Origin of the sequence: Colwellia sp. RSH04 (genome assembly GCF_003545765.1) — a bacterium.
Classification (GTDB): Bacteria; Pseudomonadota; Gammaproteobacteria; order Enterobacterales; family Alteromonadaceae; genus Colwellia.
Map to the genome: position 1 here is coordinate 713,591 of NZ_QXIO01000001.1, position 19,913 is coordinate 733,503.

Genomic DNA, 19,913 nt, shown 5'->3' on the forward strand with positions numbered 1-19,913 from the left:
ATATAATAGTTATTTTATTGGTTCATATATTGCTATATAAAGATTAACTCCCCTAGTATAGAGATAAAAATGAAAAGTGTTGAAGTAAATTTTGATGGTTTAGTGGGTCCAACCCATAATTATGCTGGTTTATCTGAAGGAAATGTTGCCTCGTTAAATAATGCCAATGAGTGTTCAAATCCACAACAAGCGGCACTGCAAGGTTTGCAGAAAATGAAATCTTTGCATGACATGGGGTTAGTGCAAGGCGTGTTTGCTCCGCAAGAGCGTCCTGATATTTACACGTTGAAAAGATTAGGGTTTCAAGGTACTGATGAACAAATTTTAGCGTCGGCCTATAATGCGTCACCAACCTTGTTGGCTGCTTGTTGTTCAGCATCTACAATGTGGACTGCCAACGCAGCGACAGTGTCGCCATCAGCAGATACTAGTAACAATAAAGTGCACTTTACTTCGGCAAATTTAGCCAACAAGTTTCATCGGTCATTAGAGCCTGAAACTACCCATAATATTCTTAAGCGCATGTTTGCTGACGAGCAATACTTTGAGCACCACAAACACCTTAACGACAATGAACATCTTGGTGATGAGGGCGCTGCGAATCATACGCGCTTGTGTGAAAGTTATGAAGCAACGGGGCTTGAAATATTTACCTATGGCAGAACAGCTTTTAATCACTCAAACCCTGCTCCGACTAAGTACCCTGCTCGACAGACTTTAGAAGCAAGTCAATCCATAGCTAGGCTTCATGGTTTAGCAGCAGAAAATACCGTCTTTGTTCAACAAAACCCAAACGTGATAGATCAGGGAGTTTTTCATAACGATGTTATCGCGGTAGGCAACCAAAATGTACTGCTTTACCATGAGCAAGCCTATTTGAACACTGCAACATTCAAAGCAGAAGTTGCATCAAAATATAAAGCCGACAACTTACATTTACTTGAAGTCACCACAGATCAGGTAAGTATTCAAGATGCCGTAAACACCTATTTATTTAATACCCAAATAGTTACTTTAGCACGTGGTAACATGGCAATAATTGCGCCGACCCAATGTAAAGAGAATCCTCATGTGAGCGATTATTTACATACGTTGGTTGAAGCTAGCAACCCAATAAATCATGTTGAGTTTTTTGACGTTAATCAAAGTATGAAAAATGGCGGTGGGCCTGCCTGTTTGAGGCTTCGGGTTGCACTAACTGAGCAAGAATTAGCCGCAGTTAATCCTTCCTGTATCTTATCTGATTGTTTATATACAAGCTTAGTCGCGTGGGTGAAAAAGCATTACCGAGACCAATTAACCCTTACCGATTTAAGAGACCCGCAACTACTCACTGAATCAAGAACAGCCCTAGATGAACTCTCTCAACTTTTATCATTAGGCTCTGTATATCGCTTTCAACGCTAGTGTTATTTTTTATGACAAATAAAGCTCCTGTGCCAGCCCATTTTATAGCCGTTTGGGTATATATTTCCTTTTACATAGAGCAATAGTAAAAACCTAAAACATAGAACATGCGAACATTAGGGCCCAATGAACGTTAAACGTTATTTTGAAAACCCCGAAAGATCAACAGGCCCTAATATTATTTAAGAATGAGTACTGTTCGTTGTTAACTTCTCTTTTTTGTATAGTCGCCATAACGACAATGCAAAAGCAATTAAGAATAAAATGCTTACCGCCGTTAATGTTTCCATACCAATGGCATCAAATGAATCGTCAATACTAATAGCATAGCTTAATTTAAATACACTGTTTTGCTGTATTTAATATATGCTAGGTTCGTACTTGATAGTTATGAGGTATTTGGTGATAGTTATTTAAATAGAATGACTAGAGCTGGATTTGAATTGACTGCTGATCTTTCTTGGTCATTTTGCTTACCACCAACATAAACGAGTTATCTATCATGCGCTCAATTTCTCCTTTCGGGATTGAGCCATCTAAATTCACGGTATTCCATTGCGCTTTAAGCATGTAAACATTAGCGCTACTGAAATCACTGGAATGAAAAGTTATATTCTTTGCTAACTTTAGAATTGCTTCTTTAACGACAGATCTTCAGACACAACAAACATTAGTGTTAATCGTTTCCTTATGACTCAATTTAGCCAATAGCCGACTGTCGCCCTAACTCAGAACTGGACAATTATGAGTTTGAACATTTACGGAAAATAACTCTACTCAGAAGTGGATGATACCAACATGGTAGTGTTTTTGGTTAAGACAATAGCCCTTTTTCAATTGCTAATAGCACTGCACGAGTGCGATCACGCACGCCGAGCTTAGATAACACATTCGACACATGGTTTTTGATGGTGCCCTCAGATTTATGTAAAGCGTTGGCGATTTCTTTATTTGAATAGCCACTGGCCATAAGCCTCAGAATCTCCAACTCTTTTTCAGTTAATGGTTCAGTTTTGCTTTGCGTTTGCTCAGGTTGTTGATTACGCGACATACTGGTTAATAGACGCTCTGTGATAGCGGGTTGGATATGCGAATTTCCTTGATACACGGTCTCAATGGTGTCAACTAAGGTTTCAAGAGACACATCTTTTAATAAAAATCCTTTTGCGCCTTCTTGTATGCTTTGCAGCACCCACTCGTGATCATCAAAGGTGGTAAGTACAATCACAGGGATTGATATGGATTGCAATTTCATCCACTTCAGTGTGTCGATACCGTTCATTTTTGGCATGGATAGGTCGAGTAAGATGACTTCTGGGGCAAAGTTGGAAAGTGCGTCTACAAGCTCACTGCCATCGGCACACTCTGCAATCACTTCAACTTTATCAGAAAGGTTTAACAAGGACTTAATGCCTTCACGAATTAACATTTGGTCATCAACCAGGCAGACTTTTATTTTTGCAGTCATGTTAGCTTCCTACTTTTGGTAATGCGATGTAATACATTAGGGAATTTGATTTTGTGGAAATGGAAAATTTCCCCTTTAATGATGTAACACGCTCTGTCATACCTTTTAAGCCGTTACCCATCGTTAGCTTTGCAGCTGCCTGGCCGTTATCAACAATAGTGAGTAAATAATGGCTTTCAGTACTCGTTAATTTAAAACAAATTTCGTTACCACCACTGTGTTTTAATGTGTTTGTGACGGCTTCTTGGCAGCAGCGCAATATTGTTTCAGCAGCGACAAGGTCTTCCACACTGATGTTTTCTTCTATATCTAAAATAACTTTTAAACCAGGAGTGTGTAGGGTGTTTAATGCGGTTAATAAATCAAGTTGTTGATTACTTCTAAGGGTCGAAACTGCTTCTCTAACATCACTAAGTAGTAATTTAGATAACTGGTGGCATTGTGACACGTGATCTTTTGCTTTTCCTTCAGTTAAGTGGCTTGCAACTTGTAGGTTGATAGTTAAAGCGGTTAAGTGGTGGCCCAGTAAATCATGTAAATCACGGGCGATACGTGTTCGCTCAGATTGTTTGTTTGCCTCGGCCAGTAAATGCTGAGTTGCCAGTAGTTCTGCATTTTTCTGTTCCAGGGCTTCTTTTGCTCTGGTAGCTTGAATCGTTTGATGGTGCGCCATTAAAGCGAAGATATGAAAGGTACCAAATAGTAACCCTGAGAAAAGCGTATTTTCATTGTTGATATATGCGAGTAATGCAAACCACGCGCTGACTACCGTGACGACAATGTACAAGGATGTTTTGAAACGGAAAAAGCCGGGTAATACTGCGGCCCAAATAATGGAAAGGATGGGTAAATAACCCATCGGGAGTATTAACAGCAAGCCAAAAGCAGCAGCAATTTGACCAACCAAGAATGCGTATCGGACAGTAAGCGGAATATGAAAGTGTTGCGGATCCCGTGTCGCACCGATAAAGCACACTAAATAAACAATAAACAGGCTAATGTAGGCCCATAAATAGTCGGCTACTAAAGGCGAGCCATAGGGCAAAATATAAAAAGTAATGCCCACGATAATCGCCCATGTGCCAATCGCTGCGGCATCGGCGTAATCAAAGAGTTTTAACAGTTTCAAAGTGATACTTAATTTATTGAGTGTATTTTTGTCGTAAATACGTTAAGTGATAAGCCAATATAACGCAATAGGTCAAAAGTCATGGTTTAAAAACGTGACTTTTTGCACGCGAAAAGCGCTCAGGTGTTCCGATATTCTGTAGTACATCAGTTACAGGAGAAACATCATGCTTACGATTCACTCGGTTTTACTTTATTTACATATCATTGTAGGTGCGTTAGCACTTGGGCTTTTTTGGGCACCTATGTTCGCGAAAAAAGGGTCAAAGAACCACAAGAAACTGGGCAATATCTACGCTTTTGCGATGTATATTGTGTCAATTAGCGGCATTATTATGTGTGTGATGGTGCTGATTGCGCCATTAACATTTAAACCGAGACTCGCTGAGTTGACTGGCGAACAGTTCATCAATGCGGTATTTAATGCAAGAGTATTCACAAGCTTTTTACTTGCATTGTCTCTATTAGTGTTTGTGAGTATTAAACATGGCTTATTGGTATTAAAAGCAAAACAGCAGCGTGCGCTTTTAAAAACACCCTTTCATCTTTTCTCAATTGCAAGCTTAGCTATTTCTGGTATGGCGGTTTTATATTTTGGCATCAGTAAAGGTCAGATGCTTTATATGATTTTTGGTGGCTTATGTAGTGTGAGTGCGATCAGTATTTTTCATTATATTTTTAAGTCTGCGATAAAAGAACGCCAGTGGGTGATTGAACATTTGAGTGCCCTAGTGGGATCGGGTATTGGTGTGTACACAGCGTTTTTTGCAGTGGGCGGTCGACATTTACTGAGTGAGTTTTTGCCAGGGCAATGGCAAGTGCTCCCTTGGGTACTACCGGGTGTGATTGGTGGCATCCTGATTAATCGTTATAAAAATAATACTATTCAACAATTTAAGATTAAGTAAAGGCCTTGCATGAAATTGTTTAACGTAATAAGAATCATTGTTTTATGCTGGCTAGTTACATGCTTTAAAACACCGGCTGCTTCAATGGAAACGGCCATCAGACATTTTGAGCAAAACCAGTTAACCATTGCTGAAGCACAATTTTTACAGTTAAAAAAACGTGGTGTGCAACCAAACGAAAGCCAGTTTTATTTGGCAAGAATCGCCCTGTCAACAGGAAAATTAGAAGATGCACTTACACTGTTTGAGGCGATTACATTGCTTGAAAAAAGCACGATTAGTCAAGATCAGTATTATTACTGGTTGGGCATAACGAACGCCAAACTTGCATCGAACGCAAGTTGGTTTAAGGCCGCAGGTTATGCCATAGATGCAAAAGCACACTTTGAGAAAGCGGTGCAACTTGCACCTCAAAATATCCGTGCCCGCAGAGGATTGTTTCGTTACTATTTGAATGCACCCGGCATTGCTGGTGGCTCCATTAAAAAAGCAAAAAAACAAATCGCAGCACTGAAGGAAGTTTCGCATGTGTATGCTGATTTATTGGCATTAGAGCTGGCACAATATGAAAAAGATAAGGCGCAAATAGCACAATATGCGAATCAACTTATTACCTATACACATCACTCTGAGGCTTTGTACAAGGCTGGAATGGCGTATCAAAGTGTTGGTGAGTTTGATAAAACATTTTCTGCATTTAAAAATGCGATAGTTTTATTTGATAGCCAACAGAAAAAAGAGCTTTTTCAATTTTCAGTGCTTTCTCTATATCAATTTAGTAAAACGGCTGTGATTGCAAACAAGCACTTTGAGGCGGGTATTGAAACGATGAAACGTTACCTCAATCAGCTAATCCAAGGAAGCATGCCAGAAAGGCACTGGGCCAAATTTCGGTTAGGTCAACTGTATTGGCTAGCGGGCAATCAAACTGAGGCTGAAAGATTATTTAACGAAATAAAAGGCACCTATCAAGATGAGTTTCTAACGAATACATTGCAAGAATTTTTGGCAAATCAGGGTTAGCTAGATATTTACTTTTAAGCGCTAGTTATAAGCTTCAAATATTGGGGGTAAGCTGGGTAAAAGACCACCTAACTCCAGAATGTTAAATTGCATGGTTTTTTATCCACTTTTGCATTTAAATAATGAACCACTTTAATATAAATAATGTCAGATAATCGCACAGAGAAGTCATAAAAACGAATTAGTGAAATGTCCGTTTTCGTATCTTTGTTAGCATCGAGCCAGTGAGAAATAGAGATTTTCTTCAGTTAGCCAAAAGCTGATATTAGTTGTTGATTTTCTAATTGCAGCTTTGAGCGAGAAGCGAACGTTTGATAATAAAATATGGAGAGTAAAATTAAGATTTTAAAAATGGCTAGTTTATTGGTGTCGATTCACTTATTAGTAAGACTTATTTCGTTAACATATCCTTAGGTCTTAATTATTTATTTAAGAAATTGAAAATTTTCTGGTAGTTTACTAGGTATGACAGTAGACCGACATTACTGAAAAGTCTACATAATTAGCTGCATAAAGGCTGTTACTGGTATGGGGGTTATATGGTAGTAGAAGAGTCTCAACTAGGTAGTGTAAGAACTCTAATTGCTATTCTTTCTGAGCTTGAAGTAAGTGACTATGTATATTTTTTTAGAGGTCATGCTAATAAGGCTTTTGAGTTACTGCCATCTGTTTATAGAAAACCTGAATGGTTGAGTAATGAAGACAAAATGATAAGGGAAATGCTAATGCGCTGCCCAAATGATTTTGCCCTTATGCAGACAAGTTTCGAAAAACTGGTAAAGATGCAGCACTATGATCTTCCAACAAGGCTTCTCGATTTATCAGAAAACCCCTTAGTAGCATTATATTTTGCATGCGCTTGTGAAGATAATGAAAGTAAAGATGGTGAGTTTTTATTTTTTAAAATTCCTAAAAATGAGGTGAAGTATTTTGACAGTGATACAGTTAGTGTGCTTTCTAATGTTGCTTGGTCTAAATCTGATTTTGAAATTGCACAAAGATACTCTTCAGCAAGAAGTTTTCATTCTGATAACAATCATCATGCAACCAAGTTAATGCATGATATCCAACAAGAAAAGCCCTATTTTTCACCGAGAATACAACCAGAACATATCCAAAGTGTTGTTTGTGTTAAACCTAAAATGGATAATCAGCGCGTTATTAGGCAGGATGGGGCATTTCTTTTATTTGGAATCAAACGAAATAAGCACGAACCCGCCTCAATTCCTGAGAATTGGATATATAGGCTTAAAGGAAAAAAATATATTATAAAAGCTTCTGACAAAGCTCAAATATTGGAGCAACTTGTTGGACTTGGTATTTCTAAGGCTAAACTTTTTCCTGAAATAGATATGGTTTCACAGTTTATTAAAAATGATTATGGTTTAAAAAAAATAGAATTTATCTCGACTCACAAAAAGAGTATACCTTCTCCTAAATTGGGGTAGTGGTCTTTGAACAATGCGTTTAAAACCTTGGTTCATAATGCTTGCTCGCTTCACATTTTAACACGCGTTACTATGCAGCTATACGCGGCGTTTTGTTTTACAGGGAAATGCAGAGAACAAATTAGTTCTATTTTTACAGTTTATCGCTATTTTTGCTTCAATAAGTAGTCACTAAGTAATTGTGCGCCCCATATTGCGGTGTTACCTTACAGAGTAAATATAGGAATCATTCGAACATGACGTTATCGGAACAGTGTAAAAAATTATCCATAGACTTGAATATAGTCAATTGGAACAATAAAGGTAAACCAGAACCATATGCTTTAGAATTGTATGTAAACCAAGGCTACAGGGGAGCATATTGTGAGGGTGGAGCTATTGGCGTAGTCTTAAAATCATTATGTCTAGATGCGCTTACTGAAAGCAGCATATTCTTCGGTACTAACTTTGACGCTAGAGAAGACGCTTGCTTAAAAGGTATGGTCGTTTTTTCTCAGCTAGAGTCTAACAAATTAAAGTTAGTTTTGGATCAAATTCAAACCACATCAAAGAGTATATTTTTGAGTTCTTTTAGGGAGATACTTTCATATGACCTCATAAATTCTTGGCACCCGGGATTAACAATTGAATTTGCATCTGATGTTTATGATGCAGTATCTAAATCAGAGTTTGTTCGGATTGCTGAGTGGGTCTCGCTAGATAGTTCCCATCGAAACGGCTGGCCAGATTTGACTGTTGTTAGCGAAAATAAACTATCATTTGTTGAGGTTAAAACAACAGATAAATTGCATGCCAGCCAAATGACTACCATACCTGCACTTAAAGAAATGGGTTTTAACGTTTCTGTAATTAAATTGGACTCTAAAACCTAACAACCGCATAGTTTACGTGTGCCAGATAATTTTGACGTAAAATAAAAATTTGCTCGTTTATATGGTCATTACTAGTGTCCGATATTGGCACAGAGAAGTCATAATATCGAATTATGTTAATGTCTGCTTTCGTATCCTAGCCGACGTTTTCCTTACATCGCACATGCCTTTTTTCAGTATCTGTAAAAATCACAAATGCACCAAGATTGATTGCTGATCTTTCTTGGTCATTTTACTCACTACCAAATTAAATGAATTGTCGATCATGCGCTCAATTTCTCCTTTCGGGATTGAGCCATCTAAAATCACGGTATTCCATTGCGCTTTAAGCATATAAACATTAACACTACTAATTAACTACTCCCAAACCTTAATATTGAAAATTAGACTCAAATGACCTATTATAAGCACTATAAACAGGTTTAATGAGAAGCATAATGCATACAATACTAGCAGAAAGTACAACAAGTATTTCTGAATTAAAAAAGAACCCAATGGCCGTTGTTGACCAAGGCGATGGTTTTCCTGTTGCTGTTCTTAACCGAAACCAACCTGCTTTCTACTGTGTTCCTGCAGAAGCATATGAATTACTAATGGATAAATTAGAAGATTTAGAACTAGCACAAATTGTTGAAGAACGTAAAAACCAACCTGAAATAAAGGTTAGTTTAGATGACCTATGAATTAGTATTCAAACAAGATGCTCTTAAAGAATGGCAAAAACTAGACTCAAACATTAAAATTCAGTTTAAGAAAAAGTTAATAGAAAGATTAAGCAACCCCAGAATTGAATCTTCTCGCCTTAACGGCATGAAAGATTGTTATAAAATTAAGCTTCGTAAGGCAGGTTATCGCTTAGTTTATCAAGTACGCGATTTAGAAGTAGTTGTTTCAATTGTTGCTGTCGGTAAAAGAGAAAAAAATTCTGTTTATAAAATAGCTGCAAAGCGTATTTAAGTTATCATTGAAAACATATCGAATCACAAATTTACCAAAATCGACTGCTGGTCTTTCTTGGTCATTTTACTTACCACCAACATAAACGAGTTATCTATCATGCGCTCAATTTCTCCTTTCGGGATTGAGCCATCTAAAATCACGGTATTCCATTGCGCTTTGTTCATGTGATACCCAGGAATCACCGAAGGGAAAATATCACGTAACATAACCGCTTCGTCAGGATCACATTTTAAGTTCATCCACCAATCTTGTTGTTCACCTTCGCCTTTACCCATTTTTCCTAATGACAAGGTAGCAAACATCTTACCTTTCACTTTATACACATCGACTCCTTCACCAAACGGTTGGCCAACGGTAGTTTCAGGTTTAGCGAGTAAGTAGTGATGAGCGATAAGGTGATCAAAGTGATTAGACATGTTTTACCTTGTTAAAATAATTATTTCTCTTGTATTTTCAGTATAGTAAATTCAAATGCGATGAACGATAAATATTGGGTTAATGTTCTACTATACTTTGACTAAGCGTCCACATTTTAAGGTGACTTTATGTGTAGCACTCCCAAAGCTAACCAGCAATTGAAAGCAAAATACCCTGACAATGTTGTCAGTATATTATCGGCCTTAGATGAAGGCGCAAGACAAGCTTTTACAGAGCGAGCAAATAAGGCGGCTGAAAAACGCTTAAAAGATAGCGGGTACCTTGTTGAGCATACACCTATTCAAACTCTATCTAAGGATTTTAACGATAAAGACCATATTTATCATGATAAACACGACGAACCCGATAAAGGGATCATCACATTTATCAGTGATATATTTGGAAAGCTATTACATCGCTAAACAATCTTTGATGTAGAAACCATGCATTGAAGGTATATTCACACTGCCTTTTGGCTATATTTGAAACCATTTTTTTAAAAACGATTCCGCAATAAGACCACTTTTCCCATGAAATGTTGCGTTAGGTTCGACAAAGTAACTACGTGGCAGTTCACCATACCAACTAGGATCAATAATATAACGACTGCTATCAGCTTCGCCGTCAGCAAAGTAATAATTGTCTAAGTCTTGTAGCTCAAACTGTGTCAGTATCTTTCTCACTTCACTAAAGCTTTCTTCATCAGCATCAGTATTAACGATAACCACAGTTAAGCTTGGCTTTTCTTTTCGCAACTTTTGAATCAAAGAGAGCTCTTTCATGCACGGTGGACAATCAATAGACCACATTAACATCAACCAACGTTGCCCTTTATACTTTGATTTGACTTGTTCAAAGGCCACTTTGGTGAACACTTCACCTTGCGCGAGTGCTAACGTACTGCTCATGCTTAGTAATGTGATCAAAAAAAGCTGTAGAGTTACTTGCTTAATAGCACTCATATTCATAATGTATCCTAAAGCTTAGTGATCCAGTGGCCTTGTTTATTTCGGTGCCATGAGACATACCGCCCTCCTTTACCATTAACAATAAAAGGTCTATCTGAGCCTTTTGTTGAGGTAGCAATGATTGTCGGTTTATTAAAGCTGTTGCCTGCATCAGTAGACTTTTGATACCACAATTGGTGCTCTACACCGTTATATTGAGTCCAGATAATATCAACATTATCACCCTGTGCACTGATATGAGGATGAGCAGCTTGCTTAGTGTAATCACCTAACGCCAAAGGTTGAGTTAACGTTTTAGCACCATGTTGACTTCGCGCATAGAATGGTCCTTTGCCTTTATCTCCTAAATTAAACCATACCATGTGATAGCGATTTTTATCATCAATTGATAAACCACCACCTTGATGTGGGCAACCATTTATCTTCCAGTGATCAAAGCTTACTTGGTGAGGCGTATCTTGTTCATTAACAGTAAGTAAAGCAAATTCACGAATATTATCAGCATAAATATGTCGCCATAAGACCGCTAAGTTACCTGAGGTGTTTTCGTCAATCGCTATTCGGCAACACACACAAGTACCATTAGCTAGGGCTTGATTGCTAAAAATGGTTTGCTGTTTAAGCATGTTAGCTTTACCTAGAAAAATAGCAGAGCCTTGTTCTCCTTTGGCTTTATTTCTTAAGCGACCATCAAGCCAAACAATATTGATATCACCTTGTTCATTCACTAATAGTTCATTAAAACTATGCCCTGCTAATAAGTTATCGTTGTTTACCGTGATAGGTTTACTGAAGGTTTTGCCATAGTCGCTTGAATAACTAAAGCGAATATCGGCGGTATATTTTTTCTCTCTGGGCATTGCCCACGATAAATACACCCCTTGCTTGTTATCAAAGGCAATTTTAGGTCTATTTTCATTTCTCGCTGATATTTTTTCAGCTGGGATATTAACCTTGGTAGCAGCTAAAAATTGTTTACCTTGATCCGTTGATATTTGAAAATACATCGCTTGCTGCTGGCTCCATAGTCGCCATAAATCACCATTAGGTGCTACCGCTAAAGTCGCTGTTTTTGCACACTTAATATCAATAGCTATACACGCTTTTTTATCTGCGGGCTTAGCCATTTTATGATGCGTCATAGCTGGCTTACTTTCACTATGGGCAGCAAAAGGTAAACAGATGCCAGCAACACTTAAGGTAAAACAAAGTACTAACTTTGCTCTTTGCATGGTTGAATGTAATCTCTGATTTACCATTGGTAATTTACTCCGATGTATGCGGTACGAGGCGCACCAGGAGCAATTGAGTTTTTACCATAGCGATACTCTGCTTCTTGTGCATAGACTTTATCAGTTAAGTTAAGGATTCTGGCATGTACAGATAATTGAGCATTCACCACATAGCGCGCCTTAAGATTAAAAACAGTATAACCGCCGTAGATTCTCTCTAACCCTGTTTCAGGGTCGGTACTATTAGCATCATCCATCCAGTATTCACCAATAGACTGCACTTCTAGCATACTGCTGAAGCCTGTGAGGTAACTTGGCAAATAACGTAAACGCATATTAGCAATGTAATCAGGTGCCATTTTCATTTCGTTACCCGAATACTTATCGTGTTCATCAAATTCATGCTTACTCTTGCTATAAGCAAGGCTGGCATTAAATTCTTCAGAAAGTGTCCAATCTACCGCAGCTTCAATACCTTTATGTATTACACGACTCGCATTGGTTAAGTATCGTTGTCCATCGCTATTGTATGCGTGGACGATACCGTCATCGACATCCATATAGTAAATAGCCGCATCAAAAACAACATTATCAAAATTCCCTTTGTAGCCTATTTCAAAGGTATCTGACGTTTCAGGATCCACAGGTTTTGCTTCGCCACTATCTTTAGTCGTTAAGTGATACAAACTCCCTGCGGTTGGAAGTCTAAAGCTATTAGCATATCTAAAATAGGTGCTCGATGTTTCAGATAAGTGATAATTTAAACTTGCTTTTGGGCTTAAGTGGGAAAAATCATCATTACGATCTTCAATACTTATTTTGCCGTGACCAATATCACCAAACATCGTTAAGTGGTTATCAAACTCATACTTTGAGTAGTCGTAACGCGCACCTAGTGTTAAATCTAATCGGTCGGTTAAAGCACGCTTATGCTGAAAATACGGTGATAAGCTACTATAACGTGTCGTATCATCATAAAACTTTTCCCCTTCGATATAGATGTCGGCATTCCAACCTGAAGTGGTAAAGTCCATAGGCTGATAAGATAATTGCTCACCTTCGGTTAATTCTAAATCAAAACCTATAGTGGTTTCGCTATCACTGCCATGCTCAAAATTTGCTAAACCTAACAAACCAAATGTTACCACTTGAGACTCTACTTTAGGCATATTTTGATTCCACGTTGCCGTGTAATCATTGGTTCGATACCTTAGGTAAGGGATCATTGAGTAGTAACTGTCATTATCGTCGTAATCCCATTGACTTGATAGCTTCATGTACTGGGTTTTACGTAACGGATCACTCGCTAATACTTCATCAGATAAACCAGAATTTGTTCGATCATTTTCAAATAATTCATCAGTTAAGCCTGCTGCCATCTCTTGCTCAAGATCAGAGGCAACAAAAGAAGTTACTATGCGTTGTTTATTAGATATCTCGTGTTCATGTCTTAAATTAATTTCAGCGCGTTCTGAGCCGGTATGATCTCGCCAGCCGTCATTGGTTAAATACGATGCAGATGCTCTAAAGCCATTATCATCGTTGATACGATTACTGTGGCTTACTTGTACTTTACCGTACTTATCTTCACCCAGCATCACATCCATAGATGTTTCTGGTGAATCAGCGACTTGTTCAGAGAGTATATTTACCGTGGCAGCTACCGCACCAGAGCCATAAAGCGCCGTACCAGCTCCTTTAAGCACTTCCATACGTGCTACGTTTGAATTAAAGCTAGACCACCATAAGGCATTATGATTAAAAAAAGCAGGCGACTGTAACGGTACGTTGTCTTGTAAATAAAGGTAATAGCCACTGGTATTAATCGGCATTCTGATCGCCGCTTTATGACCTTGACCGCCTGAAAGTTGATCGATTAGCACACCAGAAATACTATTAAGCGACTCAGCAACATGTTGCCCGTTATCAATTTCTAGCTCTTCTTTTCCGATACCGTGCACAGACATAGCTAAGTCGGTGTCTAAAGTTTCTTTACGGGTGGCTGTAACAATAATGCGTTCAACTGCACTTTCTGCGCCATCATCACCATCAGGTGTTGGCTGGCTGACAGCATTAGCGTGATATGTGTTGGCAAGTAATATAGTTAAAATTGAGAGTTTAAAAGACTGTTTCATGTTATTGCTTCAAGTAATTAAATTAGCAGTATTTTAACAATTGCACATCATTTTTTGATGTGGCATTTTGTCGCAACATAACAATTAAACACTTGAAAAGATTGATTTATATCAACCTTGAAAGCAAAAACCCTGAACACGAGTTCAGGGTTTTAAAAATAAAGGTATAAATAGTGCAATTTACCTTTACCAATAAATTATAGAAAATACTTTAAAATGAGTATGTCGCTTCTACCCAAGCACTTAATCCTTCACTTGCTAGTCTATTCATCACAGGTGTTGCCACTTCTTTAACGCGGTTATAACCACCTAAATGATTTTGATACTCTCTGTCGAGTAAATTATCAACACCGCCTCTTAATGTCAGTGCTGAATTAACAAAGTACTCTATATCAAAATTAATTAAGCCATAGCCTGAGGTTGCTTTTTCGGTATTCGTTACTGAAACATCATCTTGCGATGAAACCGCGACTAAGGTTAAATTACTGATCATGCTGTCATTATGATAACTAAAACTCAATTGTCCGTTTAACGGAGCGATTCGGTACAAGTTATCGCTAATATCACGACGCTCACCTTTAACATAACTAACAATACCTGACATCTGGAATGTTTCATTAATATTGTAATACCAGTTAACATCTGCACCGTACAACTTAGCGTCAACATTAGAGAATTTAAGCGGGTTATCATCGTTTGCCATCATAGAAGCCATCATTTTTGCTGACATGTCTTCCATTTTCATCGGTGTACCTTGAATGTAGTTATCTATGTTTTGATAAAAAACATGAGGTGCAATCATAAATTCACTTGACTGATACGTTAACCCCAAATCAGCTTGGTAAGCTGTTTCTGATTTTAGGTTAATATCACCAATGTAAGTATGACCATCTGCTAAACCACCTGTGGCTTCCATTGGTGTCCATAAATATCTTTCTTGATAAGATGGTGCTCGGTTTTTAATACCAAGCCCAACATACAGTGATAATGGCTCTGATAACTGTGTTTGCGTACTTAGTGCAACATCAACATTGGTGTCAGAGACTTTACGATCAGCGTTATTAAAGTCATCTTGTAAATCTTGAGCTAACTCGCCCATACTGGGCATTGCCATCTCATCGTCCATCCCCATGCCATCATCCATACCAGAGCCCATATCCATACCACCACCCATATTAGGCATAGACATCATCGCCATTGAAGAGCTTACTTCATCGGCATTGGCTTTAGCTTGCTTAACTCTTACGCCTAGTTGCACTGTGGTTTGATCGAACTGGTTTTGCCATTCGGTAAAAATCGCGATACGTTCGTCTTTTACGTTATTAAAGTTAACTACTTCAAACATTGGGTTGTTAGGATTAGTGATGACTGAATCGTGAGTCGCAAAATAACCATCAGTTCCAAAACTTAACTCACCGAAACTAAAGCTCTTTGATATAACAAATTTAAAATCAGTAGTATCGGCTAAGGCTGTATTTCTGCGATGCTTCATCGGATTGCTATTAGCGCGCATTAAAAAGTTTGTCATGCCATGGTCGGCATCAAGGTAGCCAAGCGACCATTCACCTTGCCAATCAGAAACCATAAAATCACCATCAAGGTTAAAACGGTGACTTTCTATGTATTCGATATCCATAGGTAAGGCAGGCGTGCCTGAGTCAGTAGTGTCGGTATAGTGATAACTTAAGCCAACCGTATTGTTCTCAGTTGCATGCCTTACATCAAACCCTGCTTGCACTTTATCAAAATCAGTTGGTTCAATCAGCGTACCGTCACCGCTTTCCATGCTATCGCCAGCTTGGCTATTGCCGTAAACAAGTACAGCAACATCACCTTTGGCAATATTAGCTACACCCGACATAGTCGCGGCACTGTTATTGCTTCGATAACCCGCTTGAACATCACCACTGGCTTGCACTTTGTCTGTATTCATTTTTTCAGCTTTGCGCATTTGTACATCAATAGCACCGCCTAGGGTATTCATTCCAGCAGATACAGGCGCAATACCTCTGTATACTGTCATAGAATCCACTATAAGAGGCGTTGAGTAACTTAAAGGCGTATCCATTGCATTTGGACCAGCACCTATCATTGGATGACCATCTAACGTTGTCGCTACCCGATCACCAAATAAGCCACGATATTGTGCAATACCTGTAATAGGGCCATTACTATTTACGTTGGCACCTGGAACGGATGAAAGCCAATTAGATAAATCTGCTTCCGTAGTTTTACCCTGCGCATAACTTTGATTATCTAACAATGCATTGTGACGCTGATTAGAGATTGTAATAACTTCAATATCGTCAAGCACAACAGGTGCCTCGTCGGCAAGTGCTAAAGTCGAGCAACTCATCGCTGAAAGAAGAATAGTGTTTACAGCAATCGCTGACGGTTTTAAAGAAAAGCGCATAATAAGTACTTACCAAAATAATTAAATTGGCAGTATTTTCAAGGCTTTCAGAAGAGAAAACAAAAGGAAATGTTTAATGTGCGACATATTGTCGCAGAATAAAATCAGCTTATTTGCGCTACATCAAATAAGCTGATCATTTGTACTATTTTGTCGGCTAATAAACGGCCTAAATTAAATAATACCCGCTGCTTTTAAATGATTATATGCGACTTTTTGTCGCAACGCTTTCATCTCAGGGTAGCTGTCTTTATTAAAATTAAAAGCGAAGAAGTGAACGCCTTTGTCATTCTCAACAAAACCAATATACCAACCTAACATTGAGCCGTCTTTTACTTTACCTGCGCCTGTTTTCGCATAAAGTTTATAATTTTTGTTCTCATCAGCAAGCATCACGGTTTTTAAAGTGCTTATTGCCTGTTCGTTAAATTGATATGAATTATGGTAAAAGCTCTGTAAAAACTCAATTTGCTCTTTTGCTGAAATTTTCATACTTTTGTTTAACCAAAAGTCATCTAACCCCGATGATATATCTTGGTTACCGTAATGCATTTTTTTGATATATGCTTGCATATCTTGCTCACCAATATCTGTGGCTAACTGGCGGTAGATTGCGACCATAGAAAACTTAAATGCCGTAGATAAATTATACTGAGGTAATTGCCAAACTTTTGGCCACCAAGGTTGCACTGGATACTTTTCTTTATCAAAGGTAAGCGATTGTTGAGCATTTTTTATAATGCCTTTATCTAAAGCAATTAAACTGTTCGCTACTTTAAAAGTAGAAAATGGTGATAGAGGCAAGTTAGCCCTTTCATTATTGATGACCGTTTCTTGTTGGTCGTTATTCATTTCAGATAATAAAACAAAAGTACAGCTGCTATCGCCTTCCTTACACAAGGTGCCCGACTGTGATAATGTTGCAAACACTGGTGTCAGTGCATTCACACTGGCAAACATCAAAAAACTAAAGCGTAATAAATTCTTTTTCAAAATGGCCTCAAAAGTGAAAAGTTAAGTCGCAAAAATAATACGCCCGTTTGCAATAGCAAACAACATGAAATATCTACTTACGTAAAAAAAGCATCGTGATTAAGCGAGCTAATGACAAACGGCTAAACAATGGCATAATACTAATGAATAGATGAAGAAATGGACTTCACTTTATTGTTAGTATTTATCTAAAAATGATCATAGGATGTTTAATGAAATATATTTTTGCTTTTATCAGTCTAATATTCAGTCAATGTATCATTGCAACTGAACAGGCTGAAGAAATCTTTGCCCAACTTACTCCCTCTCTTTATCAAATAAAACTCATTGACAAAGCAAGTGGTGAAAAATCGTCTATCGGCTCTGGCTTTCAAATTACCAGTAATGGCTTAATTGCCACTAATTACCATGTTATTTCAAGTTTTGCCCGCCATCCAGATAAATACCGAATGGAATACTTAGATCATCAAGGGAATACTAATACCCTGAGCTTAGAGAGTGTAGATGTTATTAATGACTTAGCGTTGGTTAAACGTGACGTTGCTGAGCCCATGACATTTTTTAAAATCTCCGAGAATACTCCACACAAAGGAGAGCAACTATTTTCTTTAGGTAACCCCCATGATTTAGGCATGATTGTCGTACCAGGTACTTATAACGGTCTTAAAAAAGAATCGTTTAGTGACAGAATTCATTTCACAGGTTCTATCAATTCAGGAATGAGTGGTGGCCCTGTCGTCAATAAGCAAGCTGAGGTCGTTGGTATTAATGTAGCAACCTCTGGTAATCAAATTGGCTTTTTAGTGCCTCATGACAAGTTAGTTACTTTGTTTAATAGTTATAAGCAATCACCACCAACGACTATTAAAGCGCAAATGGCAAATCAATTAATGGCAAGCCAAGACGAATTAATATCGACACTTCTGAACAGCCATTGGGAAAGTAAATCTTTAGGCGGTAAAGGAGCAATACCAATTATTGATGTTCCCTTCATACGATGTTGGGGTGAGTCTAATGCCGATAAGCAAGATGCGTTGATTTTAACTGCCGTGGCAAACTGCTCATTAGAAGAAAATACTTATATTTCTTCTCATTTTTTCACGGGTAGTATTGAGGTGGAATTTAGATATATGCAAGCAAAAGAATTAGGCGGTAACAAGTTTTACCACTTATATCGCCAGCAAATTGCTCGAGCAGGCGCTGGCAACAGAGCAGGTAAAGATGATGTCACCGAATATCAATGTCATCACGACATTGTAATGCCAGACAATAAAGCGATAAATAATAAAAGTATTTTTTGTACTCGCGCCTATAAAGACTTCCCTGACTTGTATGATGTACTTTATCTTGCCGCGTCGATTGATAAAAAGCAGCAAGCTTTAGTTAGCCACTTTACTATCTCAGGAGTTAGCCAAGAGAATTCAATGGCCTTTACAGAGAAGTTTATGGAGGCAGTATCATGGAAGTAACCTCAATTACACCACAGCAAGTCAAAGCGGATGACGAGTGTTTCCATCATGACAATGAACAACTTCATGAAGGTCACATGGAAATAATCATTGAAGAAATTAGTCGTGGGCAAAAACTTTTACATCGACATAAAATGAATCAACCTGCAATTAATATTGGCAGAGGCTATTCAAATGACATTATTTTAGCAGATCCACACATTTGCTCTGAACATGTAAAAATACAACTGATAAATGGTTTTTGGCAAATACAAGATCAAGCCAGCATTAACGGTACTTTTTTAGAGAACCCAAAAGAAAAGAAAAAACCTGCGGATAAACACATTTTAGAAGATGGCGATATTATTAGTATTGGTAAAAGCCAATTACGTATTCATTTTGTTGATCATCCTGTTGCAGATACAGTTAAATTTAGTCCATTTGAAAGTTTCATAAATTTAATGAGACACCCTATTGCTTTGTTAGTTAGCGTGGCATTGTTTACTTTAGTGTCTGGTACTATTTTCTACTTAGATAAAGCAATAGAGGTCAACTTTACTCAATTGTTAGTACCCGCCATAGGCATGAGTCTATTATTTTCTTTATGGCCTGCTGGGATATCATTGGTTTCTCATTTGACCAAACACGATGCAAGGGTGCTAACCCAGTTAGGTATCTGTTTTGCTTTCTTTAATTTGATGTGGTTTAGTGACTTACTCGAAAATATTGTTGCCTTTAATTCATCAAGCAATTCTATTTTTACGGTATTAATTGCCATCGTTCCAATTGCGTTAGCCTTTTGTATGTTTTGGTTAAATTGCTACATCGGCTTTCATATGTCGGCTAAGCGTCGCATGGTCGTGTCAATGGGAATTACCGCATTCTTATTTGGCGGTAGTTACTTAATACAATATTCCAATAAGCCTGATTTCAACGCAAGGCCACAATATAATAATGTATTAATGACACCAAGCTTTTTGTTAACACCAAGCAGCAGTGTTGATAAGTTTATTGAAGATAGCAATAAGCTATTTGAAAAAGCGAATAAAGCAGCAATAAAAGAATAATAAAAAAGGGCGCTTGTATAAGCGCC

The 19,913-nt window shown here is 37.9% G+C and carries 18 protein-coding genes and 1 pseudogene; 10 read left to right on the top strand and 9 right to left on the bottom strand.

The genetic code is table 11. The features are described from left to right. Nucleotides 1-69: 69 nt before the first annotated feature. Nucleotides 70-1,407, top strand: a complete 1,338-nt coding sequence (gene astB / locus D1094_RS02945) for an N-succinylarginine dihydrolase (RefSeq protein ID WP_118958553.1) — start codon at nucleotides 70-72, stop codon at nucleotides 1,405-1,407. Nucleotides 1,408-2,221: 814 nt separating this feature from the next. Here the strand turns inward: astB and D1094_RS02950 are convergent. Beyond that, nucleotides 2,222-2,875: a response regulator transcription factor gene (locus D1094_RS02950; protein WP_118958554.1), complete on the bottom strand. Its 654-nt coding sequence runs from the start codon at nucleotides 2,873-2,875 to the stop codon at nucleotides 2,222-2,224. A 1-nt stretch (nucleotide 2,876) separates the two neighbouring features. Beyond that, nucleotides 2,877-4,004: a sensor histidine kinase gene (locus tag D1094_RS02955; protein WP_118958555.1), complete on the bottom strand. Its 1,128-nt coding sequence runs from the start codon at nucleotides 4,002-4,004 to the stop codon at nucleotides 2,877-2,879. Nucleotides 4,005-4,170: 166 nt separating this feature from the next. On the opposite strand from D1094_RS02955, the gene D1094_RS02960 reads away from it, so the two are divergent. The 4 genes from D1094_RS02960 to D1094_RS02975 all read left to right on the top strand — a co-directional run bounded on the left by D1094_RS02960 (nucleotide 4,171) and on the right by D1094_RS02975 (nucleotide 8,254). Then, nucleotides 4,171-4,911, top strand: coding sequence for a hypothetical protein (locus tag D1094_RS02960; RefSeq protein WP_118958556.1), 741 nt, complete (start codon nucleotides 4,171-4,173; stop codon nucleotides 4,909-4,911). Nucleotides 4,912-4,920: 9 nt separating this feature from the next. Next, the gene (locus tag D1094_RS02965) at nucleotides 4,921-5,934 is read left to right on the top strand and encodes a lipopolysaccharide assembly protein LapB (protein WP_118958557.1); all 1,014 of its coding nucleotides are present in this window, start codon (nucleotides 4,921-4,923) and stop codon (nucleotides 5,932-5,934) included. 539 nt (nucleotides 5,935-6,473) lie between these two features. Then, on the top strand, nucleotides 6,474-7,382 hold the full coding sequence (locus tag D1094_RS02970; protein WP_118958558.1) for an FRG domain-containing protein: 909 nt from the start codon (nucleotides 6,474-6,476) through the stop codon (nucleotides 7,380-7,382). Between the two features lie 236 nt (nucleotides 7,383-7,618). Continuing rightward, complete coding sequence (locus D1094_RS02975) at nucleotides 7,619-8,254, top strand: VRR-NUC domain-containing protein (protein WP_118958559.1); 636 nt, start codon at nucleotides 7,619-7,621, stop codon at nucleotides 8,252-8,254. Nucleotides 8,255-8,443: 189 nt separating this feature from the next. On the opposite strand, the pseudogene D1094_RS18815 reads toward D1094_RS02975, so the two are convergent. Continuing rightward, nucleotides 8,444-8,590, bottom strand: a pseudogene (locus tag D1094_RS18815) (MmcQ/YjbR family DNA-binding protein); the annotation flags it as partial. 98 nt (nucleotides 8,591-8,688) lie between these two features. On the opposite strand from D1094_RS18815, the gene D1094_RS02980 reads away from it, so the two are divergent. Both D1094_RS02980 and D1094_RS02985 read left to right on the top strand, forming a co-directional pair. After that, nucleotides 8,689-8,937, top strand: coding sequence for a type II toxin-antitoxin system Phd/YefM family antitoxin (locus D1094_RS02980; RefSeq protein ID WP_182440091.1), 249 nt, complete (start codon nucleotides 8,689-8,691; stop codon nucleotides 8,935-8,937). Further along, nucleotides 8,927-9,211, top strand: a complete 285-nt coding sequence (locus D1094_RS02985) for a type II toxin-antitoxin system RelE/ParE family toxin (RefSeq protein WP_118958561.1) — start codon at nucleotides 8,927-8,929, stop codon at nucleotides 9,209-9,211. The genes D1094_RS02980 and D1094_RS02985 overlap by 11 nt, the downstream gene beginning before the upstream one ends. Nucleotides 9,212-9,234: 23 nt before the next feature. Here the strand turns inward: D1094_RS02985 and D1094_RS02990 are convergent, their stop codons facing one another. Next, nucleotides 9,235-9,630 carry an MmcQ/YjbR family DNA-binding protein gene (locus tag D1094_RS02990; RefSeq protein ID WP_118958562.1) on the bottom strand — a complete coding sequence of 132 codons (396 nt, stop codon included), beginning with the start codon at nucleotides 9,628-9,630 and terminating at the stop codon, nucleotides 9,235-9,237. Between the two features lie 129 nt (nucleotides 9,631-9,759). Between D1094_RS02990 and D1094_RS02995 the strand changes: the two genes are divergently transcribed. Then, nucleotides 9,760-10,053, top strand: a complete 294-nt coding sequence (locus D1094_RS02995) for a hypothetical protein (protein WP_118958563.1) — start codon at nucleotides 9,760-9,762, stop codon at nucleotides 10,051-10,053. 54 nt (nucleotides 10,054-10,107) lie between these two features. Here D1094_RS02995 and D1094_RS03000 read toward each other — a convergent pair whose 3' ends face one another. The 5 genes from D1094_RS03000 to D1094_RS03020 all read right to left on the bottom strand — a co-directional run bounded on the left by D1094_RS03000 (nucleotide 10,108) and on the right by D1094_RS03020 (nucleotide 17,372). Next, on the bottom strand, nucleotides 10,108-10,599 hold the full coding sequence (locus D1094_RS03000) for a redoxin family protein (protein WP_118958564.1): 492 nt from the start codon (nucleotides 10,597-10,599) through the stop codon (nucleotides 10,108-10,110). Nucleotides 10,600-10,607: 8 nt separating this feature from the next. Next, complete coding sequence (locus D1094_RS03005) at nucleotides 10,608-11,858, bottom strand: sialidase family protein (protein ID WP_259337794.1); 1,251 nt, start codon at nucleotides 11,856-11,858, stop codon at nucleotides 10,608-10,610. After that, a complete protein-coding gene (locus tag D1094_RS03010) occupies nucleotides 11,852-13,966 on the bottom strand; it encodes a TonB-dependent receptor (RefSeq protein WP_118958565.1) in 2,115 nt (704 codons plus the stop codon). Before D1094_RS03010 ends, D1094_RS03005 begins: the two co-directional genes overlap by 7 nt. Nucleotides 13,967-14,177: 211 nt before the next feature. Further along, nucleotides 14,178-16,379 carry a TonB-dependent receptor gene (locus D1094_RS03015; RefSeq protein WP_118958566.1) on the bottom strand — a complete coding sequence of 734 codons (2,202 nt, stop codon included), beginning with the start codon at nucleotides 16,377-16,379 and terminating at the stop codon, nucleotides 14,178-14,180. 174 nt (nucleotides 16,380-16,553) lie between these two features. After that, the gene (locus tag D1094_RS03020; protein WP_147361047.1) at nucleotides 16,554-17,372 is read right to left on the bottom strand and encodes a class D beta-lactamase; all 819 of its coding nucleotides are present in this window, start codon (nucleotides 17,370-17,372) and stop codon (nucleotides 16,554-16,556) included. Between the two features lie 212 nt (nucleotides 17,373-17,584). Here D1094_RS03020 and D1094_RS03025 point away from each other — a divergent pair, with 212 nt between their 5' ends. Both D1094_RS03025 and D1094_RS03030 read left to right on the top strand, forming a co-directional pair. Then, nucleotides 17,585-18,841: a serine protease gene (locus D1094_RS03025; RefSeq protein WP_118958568.1), complete on the top strand. Its 1,257-nt coding sequence runs from the start codon at nucleotides 17,585-17,587 to the stop codon at nucleotides 18,839-18,841. Next, nucleotides 18,832-19,887, top strand: coding sequence for an FHA domain-containing protein (locus tag D1094_RS03030; RefSeq protein WP_118958569.1), 1,056 nt, complete (start codon nucleotides 18,832-18,834; stop codon nucleotides 19,885-19,887). The genes D1094_RS03025 and D1094_RS03030 overlap by 10 nt, the downstream gene beginning before the upstream one ends. Nucleotides 19,888-19,913 lie beyond the last annotated feature (26 nt).